The organism is Rhizobium sp. BT-226 (assembly GCF_025847085.2).
Lineage (GTDB): Bacteria > Pseudomonadota > Alphaproteobacteria > Rhizobiales > Rhizobiaceae > Rhizobium > Rhizobium sophorae.
This window is the reverse complement of sequence record NZ_JAOYTI010000004.1, coordinates 419,196-441,773: the sequence shown is the minus strand read 5'-3', so window position 1 is coordinate 441,773 and position 22,578 is coordinate 419,196. Positions and strand designations below refer to the sequence as shown.

Annotated in this window: 24 protein-coding genes and 1 tRNA gene; 11 read left to right on the top strand and 14 right to left on the bottom strand. The window is 60.9% G+C overall.

Annotated elements, in window-relative coordinates; all coding sequences use genetic code 11:
- Position 1: 1 nt before the first annotated feature.
- From OIU37_RS26640 to OIU37_RS26620, 5 genes are all read left to right on the top strand, one after another.
- Entirely contained in the window at positions 2-226 is a 225-nt protein-coding gene (locus tag OIU37_RS26640; RefSeq protein ID WP_180696427.1) for a sulfurtransferase TusA family protein, read from the top strand.
- A gap of 676 nt (positions 227-902) precedes the next feature.
- Complete coding sequence (locus OIU37_RS26635; protein ID WP_171604663.1) at positions 903-1,880, top strand: TRAP transporter substrate-binding protein; 978 nt, start codon at positions 903-905, stop codon at positions 1,878-1,880.
- Positions 1,881-2,027: 147 nt separating this feature from the next.
- Positions 2,028-2,606, top strand: a complete 579-nt coding sequence (locus OIU37_RS26630) for a TRAP transporter small permease (protein WP_171604662.1) — start codon at positions 2,028-2,030, stop codon at positions 2,604-2,606.
- 4 nt (positions 2,607-2,610) lie between these two features.
- Positions 2,611-3,891 (top strand): TRAP transporter large permease, encoded by a 1,281-nt coding sequence (locus tag OIU37_RS26625; RefSeq protein ID WP_264259186.1) that lies wholly within the window; start codon positions 2,611-2,613, stop codon positions 3,889-3,891.
- Between the two features lie 9 nt (positions 3,892-3,900).
- On the top strand, positions 3,901-4,674 hold the full coding sequence (locus OIU37_RS26620; protein WP_264259185.1) for a FadR/GntR family transcriptional regulator: 774 nt from the start codon (positions 3,901-3,903) through the stop codon (positions 4,672-4,674).
- A gap of 30 nt (positions 4,675-4,704) precedes the next feature.
- Here OIU37_RS26620 and OIU37_RS26615 read toward each other — a convergent pair whose 3' ends face one another.
- Both OIU37_RS26615 and OIU37_RS26610 read right to left on the bottom strand, forming a co-directional pair.
- Positions 4,705-5,895, bottom strand: coding sequence for a GTP-binding protein (locus OIU37_RS26615; protein ID WP_182208492.1), 1,191 nt, complete (start codon positions 5,893-5,895; stop codon positions 4,705-4,707).
- An 18-nt stretch (positions 5,896-5,913) separates the two neighbouring features.
- Positions 5,914-7,047, bottom strand: coding sequence for a D-alanyl-D-alanine carboxypeptidase family protein (locus OIU37_RS26610; protein ID WP_180696431.1), 1,134 nt, complete (start codon positions 7,045-7,047; stop codon positions 5,914-5,916).
- A 158-nt stretch (positions 7,048-7,205) separates the two neighbouring features.
- On the opposite strand from OIU37_RS26610, the gene OIU37_RS26605 reads away from it, so the two are divergent.
- Together OIU37_RS26605 and OIU37_RS26600 are read left to right on the top strand one after the other, a co-directional pair.
- Positions 7,206-8,369, top strand: a complete 1,164-nt coding sequence (locus OIU37_RS26605; protein ID WP_171376685.1) for a M20 aminoacylase family protein — start codon at positions 7,206-7,208, stop codon at positions 8,367-8,369.
- 157 nt (positions 8,370-8,526) lie between these two features.
- Positions 8,527-8,603: transfer RNA gene (locus tag OIU37_RS26600), tRNA-Arg, on the top strand.
- A gap of 42 nt (positions 8,604-8,645) precedes the next feature.
- Here the strand turns inward: OIU37_RS26600 and OIU37_RS26595 are convergent.
- Positions 8,646-8,861, bottom strand: coding sequence for a hypothetical protein (locus OIU37_RS26595; RefSeq protein ID WP_264259184.1), 216 nt, complete (start codon positions 8,859-8,861; stop codon positions 8,646-8,648).
- A 117-nt stretch (positions 8,862-8,978) separates the two neighbouring features.
- The gene (locus OIU37_RS26590; RefSeq protein WP_264259183.1) at positions 8,979-9,338 is read right to left on the bottom strand and encodes a DUF3307 domain-containing protein; all 360 of its coding nucleotides are present in this window, start codon (positions 9,336-9,338) and stop codon (positions 8,979-8,981) included.
- On the opposite strand from OIU37_RS26590, the gene OIU37_RS26585 reads away from it, so the two are divergent.
- Positions 9,337-9,663, top strand: coding sequence for a hypothetical protein (locus OIU37_RS26585; protein WP_264259182.1), 327 nt, complete (start codon positions 9,337-9,339; stop codon positions 9,661-9,663). The genes OIU37_RS26590 and OIU37_RS26585 overlap by 2 nt on opposite strands.
- Positions 9,664-9,812: 149 nt before the next feature.
- On the opposite strand, the gene OIU37_RS26580 is transcribed toward OIU37_RS26585, so the two are convergent.
- Positions 9,813-10,331 carry a DUF2937 family protein gene (locus OIU37_RS26580; protein ID WP_264259181.1) on the bottom strand — a complete coding sequence of 173 codons (519 nt, stop codon included), beginning with the start codon at positions 10,329-10,331 and terminating at the stop codon, positions 9,813-9,815.
- Positions 10,332-10,490: 159 nt separating this feature from the next.
- Between OIU37_RS26580 and OIU37_RS26575 the strand changes: the two genes are divergently transcribed.
- Together OIU37_RS26575 and OIU37_RS26570 are read left to right on the top strand one after the other, a co-directional pair.
- Positions 10,491-10,733 (top strand): hypothetical protein, encoded by a 243-nt coding sequence (locus OIU37_RS26575; RefSeq protein WP_138389537.1) that lies wholly within the window; start codon positions 10,491-10,493, stop codon positions 10,731-10,733.
- A gap of 118 nt (positions 10,734-10,851) precedes the next feature.
- Positions 10,852-11,004 (top strand): hypothetical protein, encoded by a 153-nt coding sequence (locus tag OIU37_RS26570; protein ID WP_003543398.1) that lies wholly within the window; start codon positions 10,852-10,854, stop codon positions 11,002-11,004.
- Positions 11,005-11,076: 72 nt separating this feature from the next.
- Here OIU37_RS26570 and OIU37_RS26565 read toward each other — a convergent pair whose 3' ends face one another.
- The gene (locus tag OIU37_RS26565) at positions 11,077-11,367 is read right to left on the bottom strand and encodes a BON domain-containing protein (protein ID WP_171604653.1); all 291 of its coding nucleotides are present in this window, start codon (positions 11,365-11,367) and stop codon (positions 11,077-11,079) included.
- Between the two features lie 62 nt (positions 11,368-11,429).
- Positions 11,430-12,080: a hypothetical protein gene (locus OIU37_RS26560; RefSeq protein ID WP_264259180.1), complete on the bottom strand. Its 651-nt coding sequence runs from the start codon at positions 12,078-12,080 to the stop codon at positions 11,430-11,432.
- Positions 12,081-12,456: 376 nt separating this feature from the next.
- Here OIU37_RS26560 and dxr point away from each other — a divergent pair, with 376 nt between their 5' ends.
- Positions 12,457-13,647: a 1-deoxy-D-xylulose-5-phosphate reductoisomerase gene (dxr, locus tag OIU37_RS26555; protein WP_264259179.1), complete on the top strand. Its 1,191-nt coding sequence runs from the start codon at positions 12,457-12,459 to the stop codon at positions 13,645-13,647.
- Between the two features lie 55 nt (positions 13,648-13,702).
- On the opposite strand, the gene OIU37_RS26550 is transcribed toward dxr, so the two are convergent.
- The 7 genes from OIU37_RS26550 to hemA form a co-directional block, all read right to left on the bottom strand.
- The gene (locus tag OIU37_RS26550) at positions 13,703-14,776 is read right to left on the bottom strand and encodes an ABC transporter ATP-binding protein (protein WP_264259178.1); all 1,074 of its coding nucleotides are present in this window, start codon (positions 14,774-14,776) and stop codon (positions 13,703-13,705) included.
- Positions 14,777-14,800: 24 nt separating this feature from the next.
- Positions 14,801-16,723 (bottom strand): glycoside hydrolase family 127 protein, encoded by a 1,923-nt coding sequence (locus OIU37_RS26545; RefSeq protein ID WP_264259177.1) that lies wholly within the window; start codon positions 16,721-16,723, stop codon positions 14,801-14,803.
- A gap of 19 nt (positions 16,724-16,742) precedes the next feature.
- Positions 16,743-17,606 (bottom strand): carbohydrate ABC transporter permease, encoded by an 864-nt coding sequence (locus OIU37_RS26540; protein ID WP_012759218.1) that lies wholly within the window; start codon positions 17,604-17,606, stop codon positions 16,743-16,745.
- Positions 17,603-18,520 (bottom strand): carbohydrate ABC transporter permease, encoded by a 918-nt coding sequence (locus OIU37_RS26535; RefSeq protein ID WP_264259176.1) that lies wholly within the window; start codon positions 18,518-18,520, stop codon positions 17,603-17,605. The genes OIU37_RS26540 and OIU37_RS26535 overlap by 4 nt, the downstream gene beginning before the upstream one ends.
- 74 nt (positions 18,521-18,594) lie before the next feature.
- Positions 18,595-19,833, bottom strand: coding sequence for a sugar ABC transporter substrate-binding protein (locus OIU37_RS26530; protein WP_264259175.1), 1,239 nt, complete (start codon positions 19,831-19,833; stop codon positions 18,595-18,597).
- Positions 19,834-19,893: 60 nt separating this feature from the next.
- On the bottom strand, positions 19,894-20,865 hold the full coding sequence (locus OIU37_RS26525; RefSeq protein ID WP_264259222.1) for a LacI family DNA-binding transcriptional regulator: 972 nt from the start codon (positions 20,863-20,865) through the stop codon (positions 19,894-19,896).
- 346 nt (positions 20,866-21,211) lie between these two features.
- On the bottom strand, positions 21,212-22,426 hold the full coding sequence (hemA, locus tag OIU37_RS26520; protein WP_264259174.1) for a 5-aminolevulinate synthase: 1,215 nt from the start codon (positions 22,424-22,426) through the stop codon (positions 21,212-21,214).
- Between the last annotated feature and the right edge of the window lie 152 nt (positions 22,427-22,578).

Here is a 22,578-nt window from a genome sequence, read left to right as displayed (position 1 = left end):
CTTGAACCCCGTTCTCTATGATCTTCGCGGCTTGAAATGCCCACTCCCCGTGATCAAGACACGCAAGAAGCTTGCCGCCATGGCGAGCGGCACGCTCATTCGCGTCGACACCACCGATCCGCTCGCCGTGATCGATATGCCGCATTTCTGCAATGAGGACGGCCACGAGCTGGTCGAGACGGAAAAGACCGAAAGCGGCCACCGCTTCCTGATCCGCAAGTGCTAAAGCGCGTTGCGCAAACCGTGCAGCGGTTTTCGCGATAGCGAGATGCGTAAAAACAAAGACCTGAACGCGGCGGGCAAACCTGAACGATCGCCACGCGCTGAGGTATCTGACCCTAGATTTTTGCGGCGCACATCTCTGCCAACCAAGGCAGAGACTAGCGATCCGTCGAACCCCCACAGTGCACATGAACGAGCCTGAGGGTTCTTACGAAGCGTACGCCTCCACCATAAGGCTGTCGCCCGCGTCTCCAACCTTGCCTGCTCGCGCTTTCGCAGCCGCCGGTGGGAGACCAGGCGCGGCGAAAATTCATCATACAACTACACAGCTTTTGTATGTTGACATTGCACTTTACAGGTTCTAGCCATAGTGAGCCGGTCGGAGGAACGGCAAGAATAGAGGAGGCTATCGATCCAAGTCTTCTGTTTCCACAAGAAGAGCGACAGTGTTCGCGTGTAGAGGTAAGCAGCTGCTCCATCGGACCCGATGAGCATCGCTGATCCATGTTGGTATGTCTCGATGAGCCTTCCAACTCGCGCACCTTTCGGGCCGACCATCAGTGCCCGAGCGTGGAAATATCGCTGGAAGGAGGCGAAGCGTGCAGAGGACTTTCCTCTAAGTCGCAAAGCCGGGGATACAGACTCTGAGAATTCATCGTCATGCAAAACGGGAGGAAAGCATGAAGAACTTTGTTAGACTGGCGGCCGGTCTTATGGTTGCCGCTTCATTCATGAGCGGCGCGGCCAGCGCTCAAACGGTGCTGAAATCGTCCGATACGCATCCGGACGGCTATCCGACAGTCGAGGGCGTCAAATATTTCGGCGAGCTGTTGAAGGAGCGCACGCAGGGCCGCTATTCCCTCGAAGTCTATCATTCCGCCCAGCTCGGCGAGGAGAAAGACACGATCGAGCAGGTGCGCTCCGGCGTAATCGAGCTGAATCGTGTGTCGATGGCGCCCTTCAACGGCACTGTGAAGGAATCGATCGTTCCGGCCCTGCCCTATATCTTCCGTTCGGAAGAGCACATGCACAAGGTCATGGACGGCGCCATCGGCGACCAGATCAAGAAGGCGTTCGAGCCGGCCGGTCTGGTGGTGCTTGCCTTCTACGATGCCGGCGCGCGCTCGTTCTACAACAAGACGAAGCCGATCAATTCGGTTGCCGATATGAAAGGTCTGAAGTTCCGCGTTATCCAGTCCGATATCTTCGTCGACATGGTGGCGGCCCTCGGCGCCAATGCCACGCCGATGCCCTATGGAGAAGTCTATTCGGCAATCGAAACGGGCGTCATCGACGGCGCGGAAAACAACTTTCCGAGCTACGACACCGCCAAGCACGCCGAAGTGGCGAAGAACTACTCGCTCGACGAGCATACGATCCTGCCGGAAGTGTTCGTCATGAACAAGGCGGCGTTCGACAAGCTGACGCCGGAGGATCAGGCGGTCTTCAAACAGGCAGCCAAAGACAGCGTCGCCAAGCAGCGCGAGCTGTGGTCAGCCAAGGTCGCTGAATCGCGCGCCAATGTCGAAAAGCTCGGCGCCCAGATCACCATGCCGGACAAGCAGGGGTTCATCGACGCCATGGCCCCGGTTTACGAAAAGCACGTGAAAGACGACGTACTGAAGAAGATGGTCGAGGATGTAAAGGCTGTGCAGTAGCCCTAGCCTGCTTTCTTTGTCGCGGAAAGCGGCGTCGGTTATCGGGGTGGAGAGTTATCGCCACCCCGGTTCACCGCCGCTTCGTGCACATCTTTCTCGTTTCCTCCCGCCAAGGGAGAGTGAGCGCCCAATTTCGACGAGGCCCTGATGTCGAACAACCTGACACCCGTCGTCAATTTTCTGACGCGCCTGAGCAACGCCGCCCTTTGGCTCGCGGGCACCGGCTTGGTGCTGATGACGGTCTTTGTCGCCTGGCAGGTATTTTGCCGCTATGTGCTGAACGACTCGCCGAGCTGGACGGAGCCGGGCTCGGTCATGCTGATGAGCTGGTTCATCTTCCTCGGCGCCGCCGTCGGCATCCGGGAGAACAATCATCTTGGTTTCGACGTGCTGCTTTATGTACTGCCGAAATCCGGCAAGCGCGTCCTGCGCATGATCTCGGACATCGTCATTCTCGCCTTCGGCGCCGGCATGGTCTGGTACGGCGGCGCGCTCATGAGCCTGACCTGGAACACAATCTTGCCGTCGCTGGGTATTTCCGGCGCGTTCGACTATCTGCCGCTCGCAGGCGGCGGCGTGCTTGCCGTGATCTTCTCGCTGGAGCGCATCGTGCTCCGCCTCGCCGGCGAACCGATCGACGATGCGCTGGATGAGATTCTGCCGGCGGAAATCGCCGTCGAGATCGAAAACATCAATGCCGATCCGAACGTCAAATTGAAAGTGTAGCGCGATGGAACTCTGGATCCTGTTCGGTGTTTTCACCACCCTGATGCTGATAGGCACGCCGATCGCCTTCTGCCTCGGCGTCGCCAGCTTCGCCACGGTGCTCTACATGGGCCTGCCGCCGCTGGTCATCTTCCAGAGGCTGAATTCCGGCATGAGCGTATTTTCGCTCCTCGCCATCCCCTTCTTCATCTACGCCGGCGACCTGATGGTGCGCGGCGGCATCGCCTCCCGCATCGTCGCCTTCGCCGCATCCCTGGTTGGCCACGTGCGCGGCGGCCTCGGCCAGGTCAACATCGTCACCGCCACGCTGTTCGGCGGCATCTCCGGTTCGGCAGTGGCAGAAGCCGCAGCCGTCGGCGGCCTGATGATCCCGCAGATGAAGCAGCGCGGCTATGGCGCCGATTATGCAGTGAACGTCACTTCGATGGCAGCGCTGATCGCGCTGCTCCTGCCGCCCTCCCACAACATGATCATCTATTCGATCTCGGCCGGCGGCAAGATCTCCATCGCCGACCTGTTCACCGCCGGCGTGTTGCCCGGACTATTGCTCGCGGCTGCGCTCATGGTGACCGCCTACATCGTTGCGCGCTCGCGCGGCTATCCGACAGAACCCTTTCCGGGCTTCGTCATGGTGGCGAATTTGCTCGCCGTCGCGCTGCCAGGGCTGCTGCTGATCGCAATCATCTTCGGCGGGGTGAGGTCCGGCGTCTTTACTGCGACGGAAAGCTCTTGCATCGCAGTGCTCTACGCGCTGCTGATAACCCTCCTGGTCTACCGGCAGATGAGCTGGAGAGACTTCGTTCACGCCACGCAGGGCGCCGTGCGCACGACGGCGATGGTGCTTTTGATTATCGGCACAGCCGCCGCCTTCTCCTGGTTGATGGCCTTCCTCAAGGTGCCTGCCTCGCTGGTGATCTGGATGAGGAGCGTCGCCGACGATCCGCTGACGGTGCTGCTCCTGCTCAATGTCCTCATGCTTGTGCTCGGCACTTTTATGGACATGGGGCCGACCATCATTATCTGCACGCCGATCTTCCTGCCGGTTGCGCAGGCTTACGGTGTCGACCCGGTGCATTTCGGCGTGATCATGATCCTCAATTTCGGCATAGGGCTGAACACGCCTCCGGTCGGCGCGGTGCAATTCGTGGCTTGTGCAGTCGGCAAGATCACGGTCTGGGAGGCTATGCGCTCGATCTGGCCGTTCTACGGTGCGGGCATCGTGGTGCTCGGGCTGGTCACCTACATCCCGGCGATTTCACTGTGGCTGCCGAGCGTGTTCAAATAGGAGTGCGACATGGCGACCGACACGGCCGCAGGTTTCAGGGTCGAGCGAAGGCCGAAACTCTCCGAAGGCGTCGTTTCGGCCATCCGCGCTCAGGTCGTGTCCGGAGTATATGCGCCCGGCCAAAAGCTGCCGACGGAGACCCGGATGGGCGAGCTCTTCGGCGTCAGCCGCACCGTTGTCCGCGAGGCGATTGCAACCCTTGCCGCCGACGGCCTCGTCGAGGCGCGGCAAGGCGCCGGCGTCTTCGTCAAGAACCATCCGACGATTGCCTTCGGTTCGATCAGCGCCGATGTCGGCAACAAGGTTTCCCATGCGCTCAACATAATCGAGGTGCGCATGGGGCTGGAAATCGAAAGCGCAGGGCTTGCTGCGCTACGGCGCAATGCGGCCCAGGAAGCGCAGATTCAGGAAGCATTCTTCGAATTCGACCGGCTGCTCGAGCGCGGCGAAGCAACCGGGAAGAGTGACTTCGCTTTCCACCGAGAAATCGCGGCTGCCACCAATAATTCATATTATGTCGAAGTTCTCGATGCGCTTGGCCTGCGGGCGATCCCCTGCGACGTCGCCTCGCCTTGGGGTACACATAGCACCCTGTCGCGTGACTATCAGGAAGGCCTGCAGCGCGAGCATTTGGCGATTTTGAAGGCGATTTCTGCCGGGGACCCGGAGGCCGCCCGCGCCGCCATGCGCGCCCATCTGGCGGCAAGCCAGGAGCGCTATCGCACCCTTCTGAGCGGCCAGCAGGCCAAGTGGCTCTCAAGTATCCTTAAACGCAAGACCTGAAGAAGGTCGCATAACAACAAAATCAACGATTTAAATCCGCATGCCGGGAATGGCGAGCGGATTGTCCGACAGCGCCGCACGATCGGGCATATCGACGCGCGGCTTGCCGAGGAAGGCGTCGAAGAGATCCTTTACGAAGGCTTCCGGCAGATCCCGGGTGATCAGCACCATGCGCGTGCGCCGGTCCTCCCCCGGCCAGGCGGGAAGCCGCACCGGCGGATGGAAGATGCTCTGCACCCCATGCAGCACCAGCGGCCGATCCGGCCGGTCGGAGACGGACACGATCGCCTTCATCCTCAACAGCTTCTCGCCATGGGCAGAGCGCAGAAGATCGATGAACATCTCGAGCGCCATCGGATCGATCGGCTTTTCCTCGATGATCGAGAAAGAGCGGATCGAGGCATCGTGACGATTGACGTCGTGCGGATCCTGATGCGCGTGCCCTTGTTCGCCAAGATGGTGATGATCATGATGGTGGTGACCGTGGCCATCACGATCATGATCGTGATTGTGGTCCCCATCATGATGGTGATGATGATGCGCCTCGTGTGCATCCTCGTCCTGCAGCCAGCGGCCGACATCGGCGATCTTCGTCGCCGGATCGTAGAGCCCGTTGACCAGCACCGCGGCACTGCCCGCCTCGGCGCTGTCGGCATCCATCATCACGGCGCGCGGATTGAGCGCCCGCAGCCGCTTTTCCAGCCCGTCCGTTGACTCGGCCATCGTCTTTTTCGAGACGATCAGCCGGTCGGCGACCGCCGCCTGCTTACGCGCTTCCTCGTGATTGTCGAGCGTCTGCAGCCCGTTCACCGCGTCGACGACGGTAACGACGCCGTCGAGTTCGAAATTCGTGGCGATGACGGGATTGCCCATGATCGCCTGCATGACCGGTGCGGGATCGGCAAGGCCCGTCGTTTCGATGACGACGCGCTTGACCGGTTTGACGCGGCCTGTCTGCACGGCGTCCATCAGGTTCGCCAGCGTATCGACAAGCTCGCCGCGCACGGTGCAGCAGAGGCAGCCGTCGGACAGCTCGATGATCGAATCGCCGGAACTTTCGACCAGCAGGTGGTCGATGCCGACATCGCCGAATTCATTGATGATGACGGCCGCATCCTTCATCACCGGATCTTTGAGGATGCGGTTGAGCAGCGTCGATTTGCCGGCGCCGAGAAAGCCGGTCAGGATGGTGACCGGAATCCTGTCGTTGAACGCGCTCATGTTATTTTACCTTAAAGCTCAGAAGGATGTCGGGCGCGGCATTGGCACCGGCACGTTGGCGATCGCGCCCGCCGTATCGCCGCGCGCCATTTTTTCGGCTTCCGCGGCCGGCTGCGGATCCTGGCCCGGAATGAGGCCGGCAAAGACGAATTGCGGATCGTGGTCCATCGGCTGGATATAGGGTGACTGCACCTTCATGCGGCCGACTTCGTCGCGCGTTTCGCTGCGCACCTTGGCGCCCTTGGCGCTGCAGATATCGGCGCTGATGTCGGTCACCTGGTCCTGCCCCGACCCATAGGGTCTCAGCGAACCCAGCGTGTCGTTGCTGGCAGGCTGGGTAGTGAAGCCCTTCTGCAAAAGGTTCGCCGTCGCATCGGCGCGGGCTGCAAGGCTGTCGGTGCCGAGCACGACGGAGACCAGCGTGCGGCCGTTGCGCGTCGCCGACCCGATCTGGTTGAAGCCCGAAGCGCAGATGAAGCCGGTCTTCATGCCGTCCGCGCCGGCGAAACGGCCGATCAACATGTTGAGGCTCGGCACGTTCTGCTGGCCGGTGGTAAAACCCTCCAGTGCGAAATAACCGGCATATTGCGGAAAATCGCGGCGCAGCGCCACCGTCAGCACCGCAAGGTCGCGTGCCGTCGTATACTGCCCCTTGCCGGGCAAGCCGTTCGGATTGACGAAGTGCGAATCCGTCATGCCGAGCTTCAGCGCCTCGCCGTTCATCCGCGTCACGAAGCCTTCCTGCGTGCCACCGATAGCTTCGGCGACCGCGACCGCCACGTCATTGGCGGACTTCACCAGCAGGATCTTCAATGCGCTATCGAGCGTCAGTTTCTGCCCCGGCTTGAAATACATCTTGGCGGCCGGCTGCGCGGCGGCGCGTTTGCTGATGACGATGGGCGTATCGAGGCTGATCTGCCCGGCGCGGATCGCATCGAACACGGTGTAAACAGTCATCAGTTTGGTCAGCGAGGCCGGATACCATTTGCGGAAGGCTTCTTCATGCTCGAGCACACGGCCGGTCTGCACATCGACGAGAATGTGCGGATTGGCATGGGCCAGCGGAACGGAAGCCAGAAACACGGCAGTCGCCGCTGACACGAAAGAAAGCGGCCGCAAGGCAGCAAACAAACGGAAGTGGCTCGTCGACACGGTTCGTCCTTCGGATATCAGGAAAATCTCGAAATCTTCCCCTATTTAGCCTATATGGCTATGACATGGCAAAGGTCATTGACTAAGTAATTTCCGTGAGCCTCACACCCTCGTGATGCGATGAAAGATTGTCGAGATTTCATAACAGGAACGCCGATATGCCGATTTTGAACAGAGCCGCGGAGTTGCAGGACGAGGTCGCCGAATGGCGCCGCCACATCCACGCCCGGCCGGAACTCCTCTTCGCTGTGGAAAATACGGCTGCCTTCGTCGCCGAAAAGCTCAAGGAATTCGGCGTCGACGAGATCGTCACCGGCATCGGCCGCACCGGTGTCGTCGGCCTGATCAAGGGCAAGGGCGAAGGCCGCCGCACGGTCGGCCTGCGCGCCGACATGGACGCCCTGCCGCTCACCGAGATCACCGGCAAGCCCTGGGCTTCGAAGACGCCGGGCAAGATGCATGCCTGTGGCCATGACGGCCACACCGCCATGCTGCTCGGCGCCGCGAAATACCTGGCCGAGACCCGCAACTTCAACGGCAATGTCGCCGTCATCTTCCAGCCCGCCGAAGAGGGCGGCGGCGGCGGCAATCTGATGGTCAAGGACGGCATGATGGAGCGCTTCGATATCGAAGAGGTCTACGGCATGCACAATCTGCCGGGCCTGCCTGTCGGCCAGTTCGCCACCCGCAAGGGCGCGATCATGGCGGCGACCGACGAATTCACCGTCACCATCAAGGGCCGCGGCGGCCATGCCGCCCAACCGCATAAGACGATCGACCCGATCGCCATCGGCGCCCAGATCGTCGCCAATCTGCAGATGATCGCCTCGCGCACCGCCGATCCGCTGCGCTCGGTGGTCGTCTCGGTGACCAAGTTCAATGCCGGCTTCGCTCATAACGTCATTCCGAACGATGCGACCTTCGCCGGTACGGTTCGCACCCTCGACCCCGAGGTGCGCACGCTCGCCGAGACGCGGTTCCGGCAGATCATCGAGGGTCTGGTCGCGGCCCACGGCGCCGAGGCCGAAATCAGCTTCCACCGCAACTATCCCGTCACCGTCAACCACCCGGATGAGACCGAGCATGCGGTCGCCACCGCCAGCGCCATCGCCGGCGAGGCAAACGTCAACGCCGAGATCGATCCGATGATGGGCGGCGAGGATTTCTCCTACATGCTGAACGCCCGCCCCGGCGCCTTCATCTTCATCGGCAATGGCGATAGCGCCGGCCTCCACAACCCGGCCTACGACTTCAACGACGAAGCCATCGCCCACGGCATCTCCTACTGGGTCCGACTTGCCGAACAACGCCTCGGTCTCTAAAGCGCGTCGCGATCTTTCAGATTCGCTTGCCGCACTTTAGGTCTTTGTTTTCCGCATGTCCTTGGCGCAAAACCGCTGCACACTTTTGCGCGACATGCTCTGGCAACAATTAAGGCTTGGCTTCGCGCCAAGCCTTTTGTATGCATGGCGCTCAAGTGGTCCCGTAGCTCAGCAGGATAGAGCACCAGATTCCTAATCTGGGGGTCGCGCGTTCGAATCGCGCCGGGATCACCATTCTTTTCAATCACGTAGATCCCTAATTGCCTGCCTCCGTGTTCAAATGTTTTGACGTGACCGTCGGGCTTGTTCCAGATGAAACAGGATCAGAAGCCTAAGCAGGAACTCTGCGCCGCCTTTTGCCACGGAGCGATCGGTCATCAGCCGGCTTGCCTTTGGCCCTCGATGACCGCGCCATTCGAGAAGATCATGGGCGGGTTCGAAGCGGATACCGGTGTCTTCGATCATGTCGTCAGGCGGCAGGGGTCGGATCACGGGCAGAACATCCATATCAGCGCGAGTACAACGCAGACGCAAATGACCAGCAGCGTGCCTCGCTCGATCTTCCCGCTCATAACGGCCACCATCCTGGTAGAGATGCCAGACCGAACGTCAGCGCCACCAGAGCGAGATAGACGCACCATGCGAGAGCGTTGCGAACAAGACGAGGTAGGCGAGCCAGATGACCTTGCAGATGATGTGCAAGGCCTGGTCTTGGGCGAAAGTCGTCTTCCCCCTCACCTTCGCCTCGTCGATCGTCGTGTGTGCCAGCCATTCGAGAAGACCTAGCCACATGTTGCCCGTGACCACTGCGACGCCAGCGCCTTGAATGCCGGAGTGAGCGATCAGGTGATAAACGCGCAGCGGGCCTGATTGTTTGGCGTCGGAGAGGAACTGGCCCTGCAGGGGATAATCGAGAAGCCAATGGACGGCGAGGAGCATAAGCGCCAGCCAGAGAATGGATTCGATCATGGCCATACCTTTGATGGATGCGTTAGAGAGCTGGCATTCATTCCCCAGATGGCAAAAGCCGCCCGGCGGTAACGGAGCGGCTGGCAATGTGTACAAAGTGCGTAAAAACCCAAATCAAAGGAGCGCTTTCAATGACAGCCCAAGAACTGGTTTCTATGCGCAAGAAAATGCAAATGACCCAGACGCAGGTTGCGAAGGTCATGGCCTTTCCCTGCAAGAATACCAAAAGCTTGAAGATGGTGAAAGCAATATCCGAGAAGTCTATAGGCTCGCGTGGGAACGCTTATCACCACATCGGCGGCCGAGCATCGAGATGTTTCGATAGCCGGTCGGCCCAGGCTGGATAATCCGAAGCAACCCCCAAGGCTGGCAGTCAAGGATGAACGATGCAGGCGAAAGGCGACCGGCTTAAAGCGCCCTCGATTTTGTGGACGTGGGAGCTATCCGGACACGCAGGCCACGCTCGCCGCCCGGTCAGCTCGCTTGACGAACGCCCTTCCGTCTTCGCGAAGCTCGACGGGCGCCCAACCCCAGCAGCGCTGCCACAACCCATCCGCCGACAAAACCGATTACGCCCCAGACGAGGCCGGCGAAGCTCACCGGCACCCCAGGCACGAAGTCCCGCCAGGTATTGGCGAAAACCACATCATCCGCATTCCGCATCAGCACGAAGGGCTTGGCGACGGGGGCGGCGGTGCCGAGGCGGAGCTGCTGCGAGAGCAGCGTTTCGTAGCGCGTGATCGTGCTTTGCATCGAGACGCCGCGATCGCGCAGGAAATCGTCGGATGATTGCGAATAGGCGTTCAGCGCCTGCTGGCGATCGAGATCGTGCTCGGCGGCTTGGCGATTGAAATCCTCGACGATGACGCGCAGTTCGTCGATCGCCCCGCCGATCCGCTGTCGGTATTGCTGCGTAAATTCCGGCGCCTGCGAAAAAACCGTGCCGCTGGCAAGCCCGGCGACGATGGTGATGATCCTTGCAATCGGTCCCATGATCGATGCCTCCGGCTATCCCCTGCGCTAACGATCCGCGGCCGGAAAGGTTTCTGCCGTCGAGACAGTCGGTAACTCTATGTGATTGAACCGGCGGCGCTTCCGGTGAGTTGATGCCCTGACCAACCCAGAATGACCAACTCAGAAAGAAGGCTTGTCATGAAACAGATTATCCTTGCCTGCACGCTCGCTGCTGCGTCCATCTTTTCAGCAATGCCGTCCCAGGCGGCAAGTGTGACGATCACCACAGATGACGCGCGTCCCCATTACCGGCATGCAGAACGGCCCGATTACCGCCATCACATGAGGGCGCGGCACGTTTCCCGCGATTGCTTCACCAAGACGGAAAAGATCCGCCGCCACGGTCACACGATCGTCAAGGAAACCCGGATCTGCCGATAAGGCAATCCATGGCAGGAAAAGCCCGGCCGATCCTCCCCGGCCGGGCTTTTCTTCTGATCTCGCCGATGAGGAACTTCGCCATAACAGCCGCGTTTATCGCGAAACAGGAGTATTCATCATGCGTATCAAGATGACTCTTTTGGCCATCGCCTATGTCGCCGTCAGCGTCCTGCTGCTCGCCATCGCTTACCAGCCGCAGGGATCAGGCGCTGCGCAGAAAACGGATCGTCTGGCCGGCTCGTCGTTCCTCGTCGAACGCTTCGCCGGTTGACCGGCTTATAGGCGATGCTGTGGAAATAGTCCTCGCCCGGCGGGGGCCGGGCTCGGAGCGGCCCGTCGTTGGTTAATGCGGCCCGTCGAGCGGAGATCCCCCAAGCAGGATCCGGTTCTGCACCGCATGCACGCCCTCGACCGCCTTGGCGACCGCGGTTGCCCGTTCGATTTCGCCCACCGTGCCAACTGTGCCGCTCAACACAATCTGGTCGTTCTCCATCGTCACCTCGACATCGGACGCATCGATGCCGCCGGCGATCGCCAGCGCGTTGGCGACAGCCGCCTCGACCGATGCGCGATTGGCGATCTCTATTTCCATCTCGGGTTCGAGCCCGTGAAATGTCTGCTCCTTGAAAACCATGATCCGTTCCTCCGTGAAACCTCGTAGGAAACGCTGATCGGCGGAGTTTGGTTCAGCACCCGCTACCAGTTGACGCGATAGCGGAGATTGACGCTGCCCGCCTCACCCCCGGAAAATGGGTTGCTCACCGCAGCATCGAGATTGAGGTTCGGCAGAATGGCCTGGCTGACCCCCACCGTGCTCGAGAAGTCGCCGCTGGCATTGCTGACACCTGTTCCTGCCGAAAGCGAGGTTCCCGTCCAGGGATGGATCAGCTTCAGCGCCTGCGATGCCGTCACCGAAGCCTGCCGGGCCTCGACCGCGTCATATTGCACGCTGATGGATCGGCTCGACTGCATATCGAGCGAATCGGACAGGATCCAGCTGCGCGAGCGGCTGAGGGTGAGCGCGCCGCTGCCGCGCAGCGTATCGACGCTGACTCTGGCACCCTGCTGTGACCGGCTTGCCGGGGTGACGCTCGTCCTGGTGATACTGCCCCAAAGCATTGCTTGTTCGGAATCGGGCAGCAGCGCCCCGCCTTTGGTCGAGGCAAGCGCGATGTCGGCGCCAGCGCTCGTCTCCCATTCCGCCGGCAGGCGAAAACCCATCGTCGCCTTGTAGGACCGGTCCGAAAGCTTGGCCGGCGACCAGATCAGCAGGTCGTCCGCCCTGGCTGTGGCAGTGAGCGAGGGCAGGATGGCGAAAAGAATGCATGCTATTTTGAATGTCGTCATGAAGCAGAACGTTTTGCCTGACACAGGGCTGCGGCTCCGAAACCGAAGCAGCAGCGCACGGAAGCGCTCGCAGCGAACGCGATGAGGGATCACGGCCAAGCCGCTCATCCCGGTTTCATCCTCGATTTAATGTATGGCCAAAGGGCCGGCGGCACCGAGTGCCTGTTCTTCGATGGACGCCGCGGCGCCCCGACTTGCCATGCGACCATCACCGGCCGCGGCGGAAGCGAATCCGCCAGCAATGTTAGAAGGATCACATCCGGCCGCTGTTCTGTAAACCCCTCAGGGGTTGAAATCTGCTGCACCGCACACTTGCCGCTCCCTCCAAAGCCTAGTAGAGCCTGAGCCTACGAGAGAAATTTTCGCGAAATTCTACATGATGACCGGCAAAAGCGCGCCGCGGCGCCTCAGCATCTTCGGTTCGACGGGTTCGATCGGCCAGAATACACTCAATGTCGTCGATCACCTGGGCGGACGGGAGAACTTCGAAATCTCCGTGCTGACCGGCAGCGGCAACGTCGAATTGCTGGCCCGGCAAGCGAAATCATCCGGCGCGCGGCTGGCGGTGACGGCAAACGACCGGCATTACGAATCACTGAAGAGCGAACTTTCCGGCACCGGCATCGCGGTCGCTTCGGGAAAATCCGGGCTGATGGAAGCCGCGGACCGCGAAGTTGACTGGGTAATGGCGGCAATCGTCGGCACTGCAGGCCTGGCACCGACCCTTGCCGCCGCCCGCCGCGGCGCCGATATCGCCCTTGCCAACAAGGAATGCCTGGTATCGGCCGGCGATCTGTTCATCGCAGCAATCCGGGAAGGCGGCGGCAGGCTGCTTCCGGTCGACAGCGAGCACAACGCGATCTTCCAGGTGCTGGAAGAGAGCCAGCGCCACGCCGTCGAGCGGGTCATCCTGACGGCGTCGGGTGGTCCCTTCCGTACCGCCTCGCTGCGTGACATGGCGGATGTGACGGTGGAAACCGCGCGCGCCCACCCGAACTGGTCGATGGGATTGAAGATCTCGATCGACAGCGCCTCGATGTTCAACAAGGCGCTGGAGATGATCGAAGCCCGGCACCTTTTCGGCCTGAGACCCGAACAGATCGAGGTCATCTTCCATCCCCAATCGATCATCCATTCCATGGTCGGCTATACCGATGGGTCGGTGCTGGCACAGCTCGGCGCGCCCGATATGCGCACCGCCATCGGTTATGCCCTGTCCTTTCCGCGCCGGCCGAACCTGCCGGTCGAGCGGCTGGATTTCGCCAAGCTCGCCAGGCTGGATTTCGAGGCGCCGGATGAGGTGCGGTTTCCGGCGCTGCGGCTCGCGCGCCTCGCGATGACCCGCGGCGGTGTTCAGGGCGCGGTGTTGAACGGCGCCAAGGAAGTGGCGCTCGAAGCCTTCATCGAAGGGCAGCTGTCCTTCCTCGCCATGGCCGAGGTCACCGAGAGGGTCATGGACGATCTGGCCGGCCTGCCGCCGGCTGCCGCCATGGACGATGTCTTCGCCGCCGACAGGGAAGCCCGGCAAAGGGCGGCGGAGCTCATGACGCTAGCGATCGCCGAGTGAAGTTCAGACGGGCCGATCGCTGAGTGGTCGCCCGCCTTGGTCCTAACGACCGCTATTAGCGCAACCGGTTCCCGCCCTCGTCGAACAATCTGCAATCCGACGGCTCAAACAACAGGCTCACCTGCTCGCCCGCCGCAATACTGACCGGTGACCGATGCTCGACGGTCAGCGACTGGCCATCGGCAAGCTGGCAATAGAGATATTGCGTTCCTCCGAGATATTCCGAAAAATCGACCCTGGCCGTCAGCCTGCCCGATAGGTCGGATGCCACCTTCAGATGCTCCGGCCGCAGGCCGAGCGTCACTACGCCACCAACCGGCCTGCCTGCCGGCGGCAGGCCGCTTTCGATCTGCCGGCCGGCGACTTCGACCAGGCCGCCCTCACCCCAGCGGGCATTGAGCAGGTTCATCCGGGGCGAGCCGATGAAGCCCGCCACGAAGGTATTGGAGGGATTCTCGTAGATTTCCCGCGGCGTTCCCGCCTGTTCGACGCGGCCGTCGCGCAGCACGACGATCTTGTCGGCGAGCGTCATCGCCTCGGTCTGGTCGTGCGTGACATAGATCATCGTGTTGCCGAGCTCGCGGTGGAGGCGGGCGATCTCGATGCGCATCGAAACGCGCAGTTCCGCATCGAGATTGGACAGCGGCTCGTCGAACAGGAAGACATCGGGCTTGCGCACGATCGCCCGGCCGATCGCCACACGCTGCCGCTGGCCGCCGGAAAGCTGTCCCGGCCGCCGGTCGAGAAGATGGTCGATTTTCAGGATTGCGGAGGCGGCCTTGACGCGCGTCTCTATCTCCGCAGCATTGGTGCGCGCCATCTTCAAGCCGAAGGCCAGGTTGTCGCGCACGCTCATATGCGGATAAAGCGCGTAGGACTGGAAGACCATGGCAATACCGCGCTCGGACGGATCGAGATCGGTGACGACACGTCCCTTGATCTCGACCTCCCCGTCGGTCACGTCTTCCAGGCCGGCGATCATACGCAGAAGCGTCGATTTTCCGCAGCCGGAAGGGCCGACGAAGACGACGAATTCGCCTTCCGCAATCGTCAGGTCGATCCCGTGGACCACCTGCAGATTGCCATAGCTTTTTCGCACGTCCTGGAGCACGACGCTCTTGTTACCCATACCGTTCGTCATCCCCAAAAAGACCTATCTGTCCGACTGGACCCAGACGAGCATCTCTCCGGGCGCGCGGTTGTCCCAGAGATGATAGGGCACGAAACGCGCGGTGGCGACCTGCCTTGCGGCCGGCGCCTTGCGGTAGAGCGCTGTTCCCCAGGTCGACGTTTCCTCGCGCTCGACCTTGAGATCGAGGGCGACGGCATCATTGAGATCCTTCAACACGACGGTTTCGGCTGTGGAGAGCTCACGCGGCAGGACGATGGCGTTGAGGTCTTCGCCATTGTCGGTCGCTTCGACGCAATAGACCAGCGGGCCGCGCATCAATGCGACGCGGCCAGCATCCTGGCGCACCTTCGGATTGGCATATTGCGGCCGAAGCGCCAGCGGCAGGTAGAGGGCGACACGATCGCCCGCGGCCCACTCACGATCGATCCTGACATATCCGTCGCGCATATTGGCGTTGAGATCGAGCATCTCTCCATTGATGCTGAGGGTAGCGCCTTCGGCCCAGTCCGGAATGCGCAGCGACAGCGCAAAGCGCGCCGGTTTTTCCAGCCTGGTGGTAAAGGCGACCGCACCTTCCCACGGATAGTTGGTGGTCTGCTCAAGTTCGACCTCGGCGCCGTTGGCAAGCTTCAGCCGCGCGGTGCTCTCGCCATAGAGGTGCACGGCAATCTCATTATCCGAAACGGCGTACATGTAGGAGCCGATCGAGGTCACCAGCCGGGCGATATTCGGCGGGCAGCAGGGGCAATGGTGCCACTTCCACCGGTGGTGCTTGCCGGCACTTTCGAGCGGATTGTCATAGAAGAACGTCTTGCCGTCCGTCGAAAGCCCCGGCAGTGCACCGTTGTAAAGCGCCTGCTCCATGATGTCGGCATAGCGCCGATCCGGACCGCGGCCAAGCATGCGGCTCGCCCAGAACACTAGGCCGACCGAGGCGCAAGTCTCCGCATAGGCGGTATCGTTCGGCAAATCGAAATAATCGGTAAAGCCTTCGTTGGAAGCAGCCGGTCCGATACCACCAGTGATATACATCTGCTTGGTCGTCAGATCGTCCCAGAGCGTTTCCAACGCTGCCGTCAGACTGTCGTCCTTGTATTCGGTGGCGATGTCGGCCATGCCCGAATAAAGGTACATGGCGCGCACCGCGTGACCGACGACCTTTGTCTGCGCGCGCACCGGCTGGTGCGCCTGCGCATATTCATAGGTCTTCTGGTGGTACTCGGAGACATCACGCCCATCGCGGCTTGCCTCGGCGGTGAAGAAATGCGGTTCGGTGCCGCGCTCGTCGATGAAGTATTTCGACAGGTCGAGATATTTCTTCTCATCCGTCACGCGGGCGAGCTTGACCAGCGCCAGCTCGACTTCCTCATGGCCGCAATAGCCCGGGATCTGGCCTTCGCCATGGCCGAAAATCTTGATCATGTAATCGGCATAGCGGCACATGATGTCGAGCAGCTTGTGTTTGCCGGTCGCCTGATAATAGGCAACCGCTGCTTCCATCAGATGGCCGGCGCAATAGAGCTCATGATGGTCGCGCAGATTGGTCCAGCGGCGGGCAGGCTCGACGCGCTGGAACCAGGCGTTCAGATAGCCGTCTTCGTCCTGCAGCTTCTCATACATATCGATGATCTCATCGGCGCGGGCCTCGAGCTTCGGGTTCGGCCGGCGATAGAGCGAATAGGCGATCGTTTCGATCGACTTGCCGAGGTCGGAATCCCAGAACATCTGCGTCGTCCCGCCCCATGGCTGAATGGGAATGACGACCCCCGGGCTCGGTTGGTCGACATCGATCGCCTTCAGCATGCCGGCCTCGACGCAGCGGTCGAGCAGGGTTTCGGCCGTGGAATTGCAGACGGCGTCCTGCCATTTGCCCCAGAAGCCGCCGAGCTCCACATCGGGAACGGCGACGGGACGAAACTGGCGGTCATTGGTTGATTTGGTCATGGGCTCTACCTTCTTGGGATCATTTCACGGCGCCGGCCATCAGCCCGCGCATGTAGTAGCGTTGCAGGAGCAGGAAGACGATCAGGCAAGGGATCGTCATGACGACGACACCGGCCTGGACCGCTCCCCAATTGATGGCGCCGAGCCGTCCGGCGCGAACCGCCGTCATCAGCACCGGCAGGGTGTATTTCTCATTGCTGGAGAGCAGCACGAGTGCGGCGAGAAACTCGTTCCAGGCATTGAGGAAGGCAAAGATCGCCACCGTCGCGACGCCGGGAAGCACCAGCGGCAGAAGAACCCGGACCAAGAGCCTGAGGTCGCGCGCGCCGTCGATGCGCGCAGCCTCTTCGATCTCCTTCGGCACGGCATCGAAGGCGTTGCGCATCATGAAGACCGAGAAGGGCAGTTGCAACGTCACATAGACCAGCGTCAGCCCAAGCAGCGAATTGTTGAGGCCGAGCTTTGCCAGGATGATGAAGAGCGGCGTCAGGATCGACTGGAACGGGATCATCAGCGTCGCGATGATCAGCACGAAGAGCGCATTCTTCAGCGGGAATCGATAGCGCGAGAAGCCGTAACCGGCGAGCAGGCTGACGGCGACGGTGAGCACCACGGTGGCGACCGAAACGAACAGCGAATTGATCATGTGCCGCCAGATGCCGGCGCCGAACGTATCGAGCAGCGCATAGGAATCGATGCTGACGCCTGAGGTCGGCCATGGCGGCAAGGGCGGCAGGCTGGCCTCCGTGCCATGCCGGAAGGACGATAACAGCGTGATCACGAAGGGGGCGAGAAAGAAGATCGAGATAGCGATGCCGGTCAGGTGATAGGCCGACTTCGTCCGGATGGCCTTGCGCGCGCGGCGCTCCCTTGAGGTGGTCATGGACGCTCCTCCCCGACGCGAAGCAGCCAGAGCTGCACGATGCTGATCGCCACCAGGATGGCGAGAAGCACGATCGAGAGCGCTGCGCCATAGCCGAGATTGAACGACACGAAGGACTGATTGAAGATGTAGTAGACCACCGAGATCATCTTGTTCTGCGGTCCGCCTGACGTCATGATGTAGAACTGGTCGAAGGCGAGGATCGAACCGGTGACGGAGACGATCAGCGCCAGCGCAATCGTCTTGCGCATCAGCGGCAGCGTCAGATGCCGGAAACGCTGCCAGCGGCCGGCTCCGTCGATGCGGGCGGCCTCCGTCAGCTCGGACGGAATGGCCTGAAGCCCGGTCAAAAGAATGATCATGGTGAAGCCTGCGATCTTCCAGACGACCATCACCACGATCGTCAGAAAGGCGGTGTCGAAGGTCGCAAGAAGATTGGGGCTCTTTTCGACGAGGCCGAGCGCCTTCAAGGCCGGGCCGATGAAGCCGCTATCGACATTGGCGAGCCAGACCCACAGCAGCGAGGAGGTCGCAAGACCGACCACGACGGGCAGGAAGATGATCGTGCGGTAGGCGCCGACGAACTGCCGTTCCTTTTCGACGAAGATTGCCAGCGGAAAGGCGATCGCAAAGATCGCGATGGTGACGATCACGGTGTAGTAGGCCGTGAAATTCAGTGCCGTCATGAAACGGGTATCGTTGGCCATGCGAAAATAATTGTTGAAGCCGATCCAACGGGACGCTCCCATCAGCGGCCAGTTGTGCAGGCTCATCCATCCGGTGAAGAGAACCGGCATGATGAAGAAGACGATGACCAGCGCCATGGCCGGCGCAATGTAGACGAGGCCGCGCCAGTTCGATCGGCGCCGTCGCCTGCGCCGAGGCAATAGGGTCTCTGAACCGGAACCGGTCATCAAACGCTCCGCATCTGTCAATTGAATTTGGCCGGGAAGCTGCCACCGCTCCCCGGCCGCGGCCGAGGGAGAGTTTACTGGCCGCTATCGATGATCGATTGCATTTCCGATTGCGCACTCGAAAACGCGCCGTCGACGTCGTCGCCGAAGATCGCGGCGTTGGTGAAGCTTGCCCATGGCCCGTTGGCGCTGTTGATCAAGTCGTTGAACTGCAGCGTATAGGGGGTCTTGGCCACACCGATCGCCTTCAGGCCGACCTGCATGCGCGGATCGAGGCCCTCAAGCACCTTGTCGGCGATATCGCCGCGCGTCGGCAGGCTGCCATACTTCGCCATGATCTTCTGGCCGTCCATCGAATATACATATTCGAGGAACTCCTTCACCGCGTCGATCTTCTTGGTGCCTTTGGTGATCACGAAGTTGTCGCCGCCGGCAAAGGACGAAGGCTTTCCGTCAACGCCGGGAATGAGCGTTACGCCGAAGTTGATATCGGGATGCTCGGTCACCAGCGTGCCGATGGCAAAGGCGCCAAGGCTCTGCTGACCGATCTTGCCGTTGGTGAAGGTCAGGAAGTTGGCGCCGTTGTCGCTGGCGGCTCCTGCCGGGACGAGGTCCTTCTTGACCATGTTGCGGTAGATATCGACGGCCTTGCGCATCTGCGGCGTATCGAGCGTCGCCGTCTTGCTGTCGGCCGACAGGATATCGGTGCCCGCACCCCAGACGAGCGGCGTGAATGTGAAGATCATGCAGCCGCCGCAGCCGCCGCCGGAGAAATAGAAGCCGTAGGTATCGTCACCCAGCGCCCGGATCTTCTCGGCATTGGCGGTGATTTCGTCCCAATTCACAGGTGCCTTTTCCGGGTCGAGACCAGCCTTCTTGTAGAGATCTTTGTTCCAGGCAAAGACGGAGGTCTCGACTGAAAGCGGCAGGCCGTAAATCCGGTCCTGATAGGTGCCGAGGCGAACATGCGATGGCGAAAGCGAGTTGAAATAGGGGAGGGATTTTGCCCAGTCCGTCAGGTCTTCGAGCTGGCCGGCCGCAGCAAAGGCCGGATTATAGATGAGGTCCATCGACAGGGCGTCCGGCGCCTGTCCGCCGGCGATCGCCGTCGCATATTTCTGCACGAGCTCGGAGAACGGCACCTCGGTCATGACGACCTTGTTCTCGTGGCCGGAATTATAGGCTTCGACGACCTTCTTGAAGGCGTCGCCGATCCCCGTACGAACCCACATTTCGACATTCTCAGCAGCCGACGCGGCCGAAAACAGGCACAAGGTAGCGATGCTGGTCGCCGCCAATAGACGCTTGATCATGACACTCCTCCCGATATGGCGCATCTCCTCGCGCCTTTGCTCATTCTCTTGTTCTCATTCCTAGGGGGCTTCACCCCCGCATGACTGCCGGACGATCAGCCGGCACGGCAATTTCCTCACCCCCGGTTCGACAGGCCGTCCTTCCGCAAGCGCGAGCACCGTCAAACCGGCTTGCCGCCCGAGCTCCTTCAGTTCCATATCCACCGTCGTCAGCGGCGGTCGCGTCTGGGCCGCGACAATCTCCCAATTGTCGAAGCCGATGACCGAGACGTCCTGCGGCACCTTGACGCCGCGCTCGCGCAACGCATCCACCGCGCCGCGGGCGATCTGGTCGTTGCCGCAGAAGAGAGCATCCGGTTTTTCTCCCGACCTCTTCCAAAGCTGTTCGACCGCATCATGCCCCCAGCTTTCCGACCAGACCCCGTAGAGCACTGGCTCACGGTGACCTGCCACCTCGTGATAGGCGCCGGCACGTTCCCGCACCGAGAAGAAGTCCTGCGGGCCGGTGATGTGCGCAATCCGCCGCCGTCCGATCTTCACGAGCCATTCCACAGCCAGCCGCGCACCCTGTTCGTCGTCCGAACGGAAGGTGACACTGTTCTGCGTCCCCTCCGTGAATGCGTAGACGACAGGCACATGCAAATTCGAAAGATCGACAGGCAGGCGCCGATCCAGGCGTTTTCCCGTCGCAATGATGCCGTCGACCTGTTTGTCCAGCATCGCATCGACATGGATCTGGGCGAGCGCCGGATCGTCTTCGATGGCGCACAGGAAGACCGAAACGCCGTGATCGACGAGAGCATCCGAGATACCCGCCATGACAGGCAGCGTGAAACGACCGTAGGTGTCGTTGGTCAGCAGCCCGATGGTGAAGCTGCGCTTGCTGAGAAGACCTCTCGCCAGCGCATTCGGCCGATATCCGATTTCGGCGGCGATCCGCTTCACCCGCTCGCGCGTTTCCGCTCCCATCCGGCCGGTATCATTGAGAGCTTTCGACGCCGTCGAGATGCTCACCGCGGCAGCCGCCGCCACCTCGTGGATGGTGATCCTGCCTCTTTTTCCTCCCCATATGTTCAGAACGTCCTCCTTCTGAAGTGATCTGAGAAAAGCTTTTACCAATCCTTATGTCAAGTGAGAAAAGGTTTTCTCACGCGACACCCGAGGCTCGCAGTTGCGGCAGGAGGCAAACACAGGGAAAAGATTCATTGGTCAGGCCGATTGCGATGTGTCAGAGGCGTTAAGACCAAGCGCAGAGCGGATGATCTTGGACGAGCAAGGGAGGTTTGCTGCAGCGCCTTGCGGGAGCAAGACCGATCGCTGTCAGAGCCTCCAAGTGGAGGCCCTGAATTACGGTTCGAACCGAGCGGTCATCGAAAAATCAGGCGACGTGCCTAGCGAGCGCACAGCGCGACCAGAGCGAATGCAGCGCCTCGACCAGATGGGCGATATCGGCGTCGGAATGCAGCGGTGTCGGCGTAATGCGCAGGCGCTCGGTCTTCTTCGGCACGGTCGGATAGTTGATCGGCTGGACATAGACGCCACAATTGTCGAGCAGCAGATCGGAGATCCACTTGCACTTGGCCGCATCGCCGACCAGCACCGGCACGATATGGCTCGGATTGGGCATATGCGGGATGCCATTCTGGTCGAGCAGCGCCCTCAGCTTGCGGACACGGTCCTGATGGCGGGCGCGCTCGAACTGGCTGACCTTCAGGTGCTGGATCGAGGCGACGGCGCCGGCGGCAAGCGCCGGCGGCAGCGCCGTGGTGAAGATGAAGCCGGAAGCAAACGAGCGGATGAAATCGCAAAGTGCCGTCGAAGCGGCGATATAACCGCCCATCACTCCGAAAGCCTTGCCGAGCGTGCCTTCGATGACGGTCAGCCGGTCCATTAGCCCCTCGCGCTCGGCGATGCCGCCACCGCGCGGGCCATACATGCCGACGCCATGCACTTCGTCGAGATAGGTCATCGCGCCATATTTGTCGGCGAGGTCGCAGATCTCCTTGATCGGAGCGATATCGCCATCCATCGAATAGACGCTCTCGAAGGCGATCAGCTTCGGCACCTTCGGATCGGCGACCTTGAGCTTGGCTTCGAGATCGGCCACGTCATTATGCTTCCAGATCACCTTTTCGCACTTGGCATAGCGGATGCCCTCGATCATCGAGGCATGGTTCAGCGCGTCGGAGAAGATGATGAGGCCGGGGATCTTGGCGCCGAGCGTGCCGAGGGCTGCCCAGTTGGAAACATAGCCCGACGTGAAGATCAGCGCTGCTTCCTTGCCATGCAGGTCGGCAAGCTCACGTTCGAGCATGACGTGATGGTGGTTGGTGCCAGAAATATTCCGGGTGCCTCCCGCACCCGCGCCACAGTGGTCGATGGCGTTCTTCATCGCCTCGATCACCTTCGGATGCTGGCCCATGCCGAGATAGTCGTTGGAGCACCAGACGGTGACTTCCTTTTGGCCATCCGCGGTGTAGCGCGTCGCGCGGGGAAAATTGCCGCGGTGACGCTCGAGATCGGCAAAAACGCGGTAACGGCCCTCGGTATGAAGCCCGTCCAGCTCGTTTTTGAAAAACGCTTCGAAATCCATCATATGCTCCAGTATCGCGCGAATGTTCTTGATGACTGGACGTCCGCGCGTCAATGCTTACCCTTTGCTTTAACATCAACTGCGGCAAAAGGCCCATATTTTTGAATGATTCCAGATAAAAAATATGCGAGCCGCGATCAACGAAATTGATG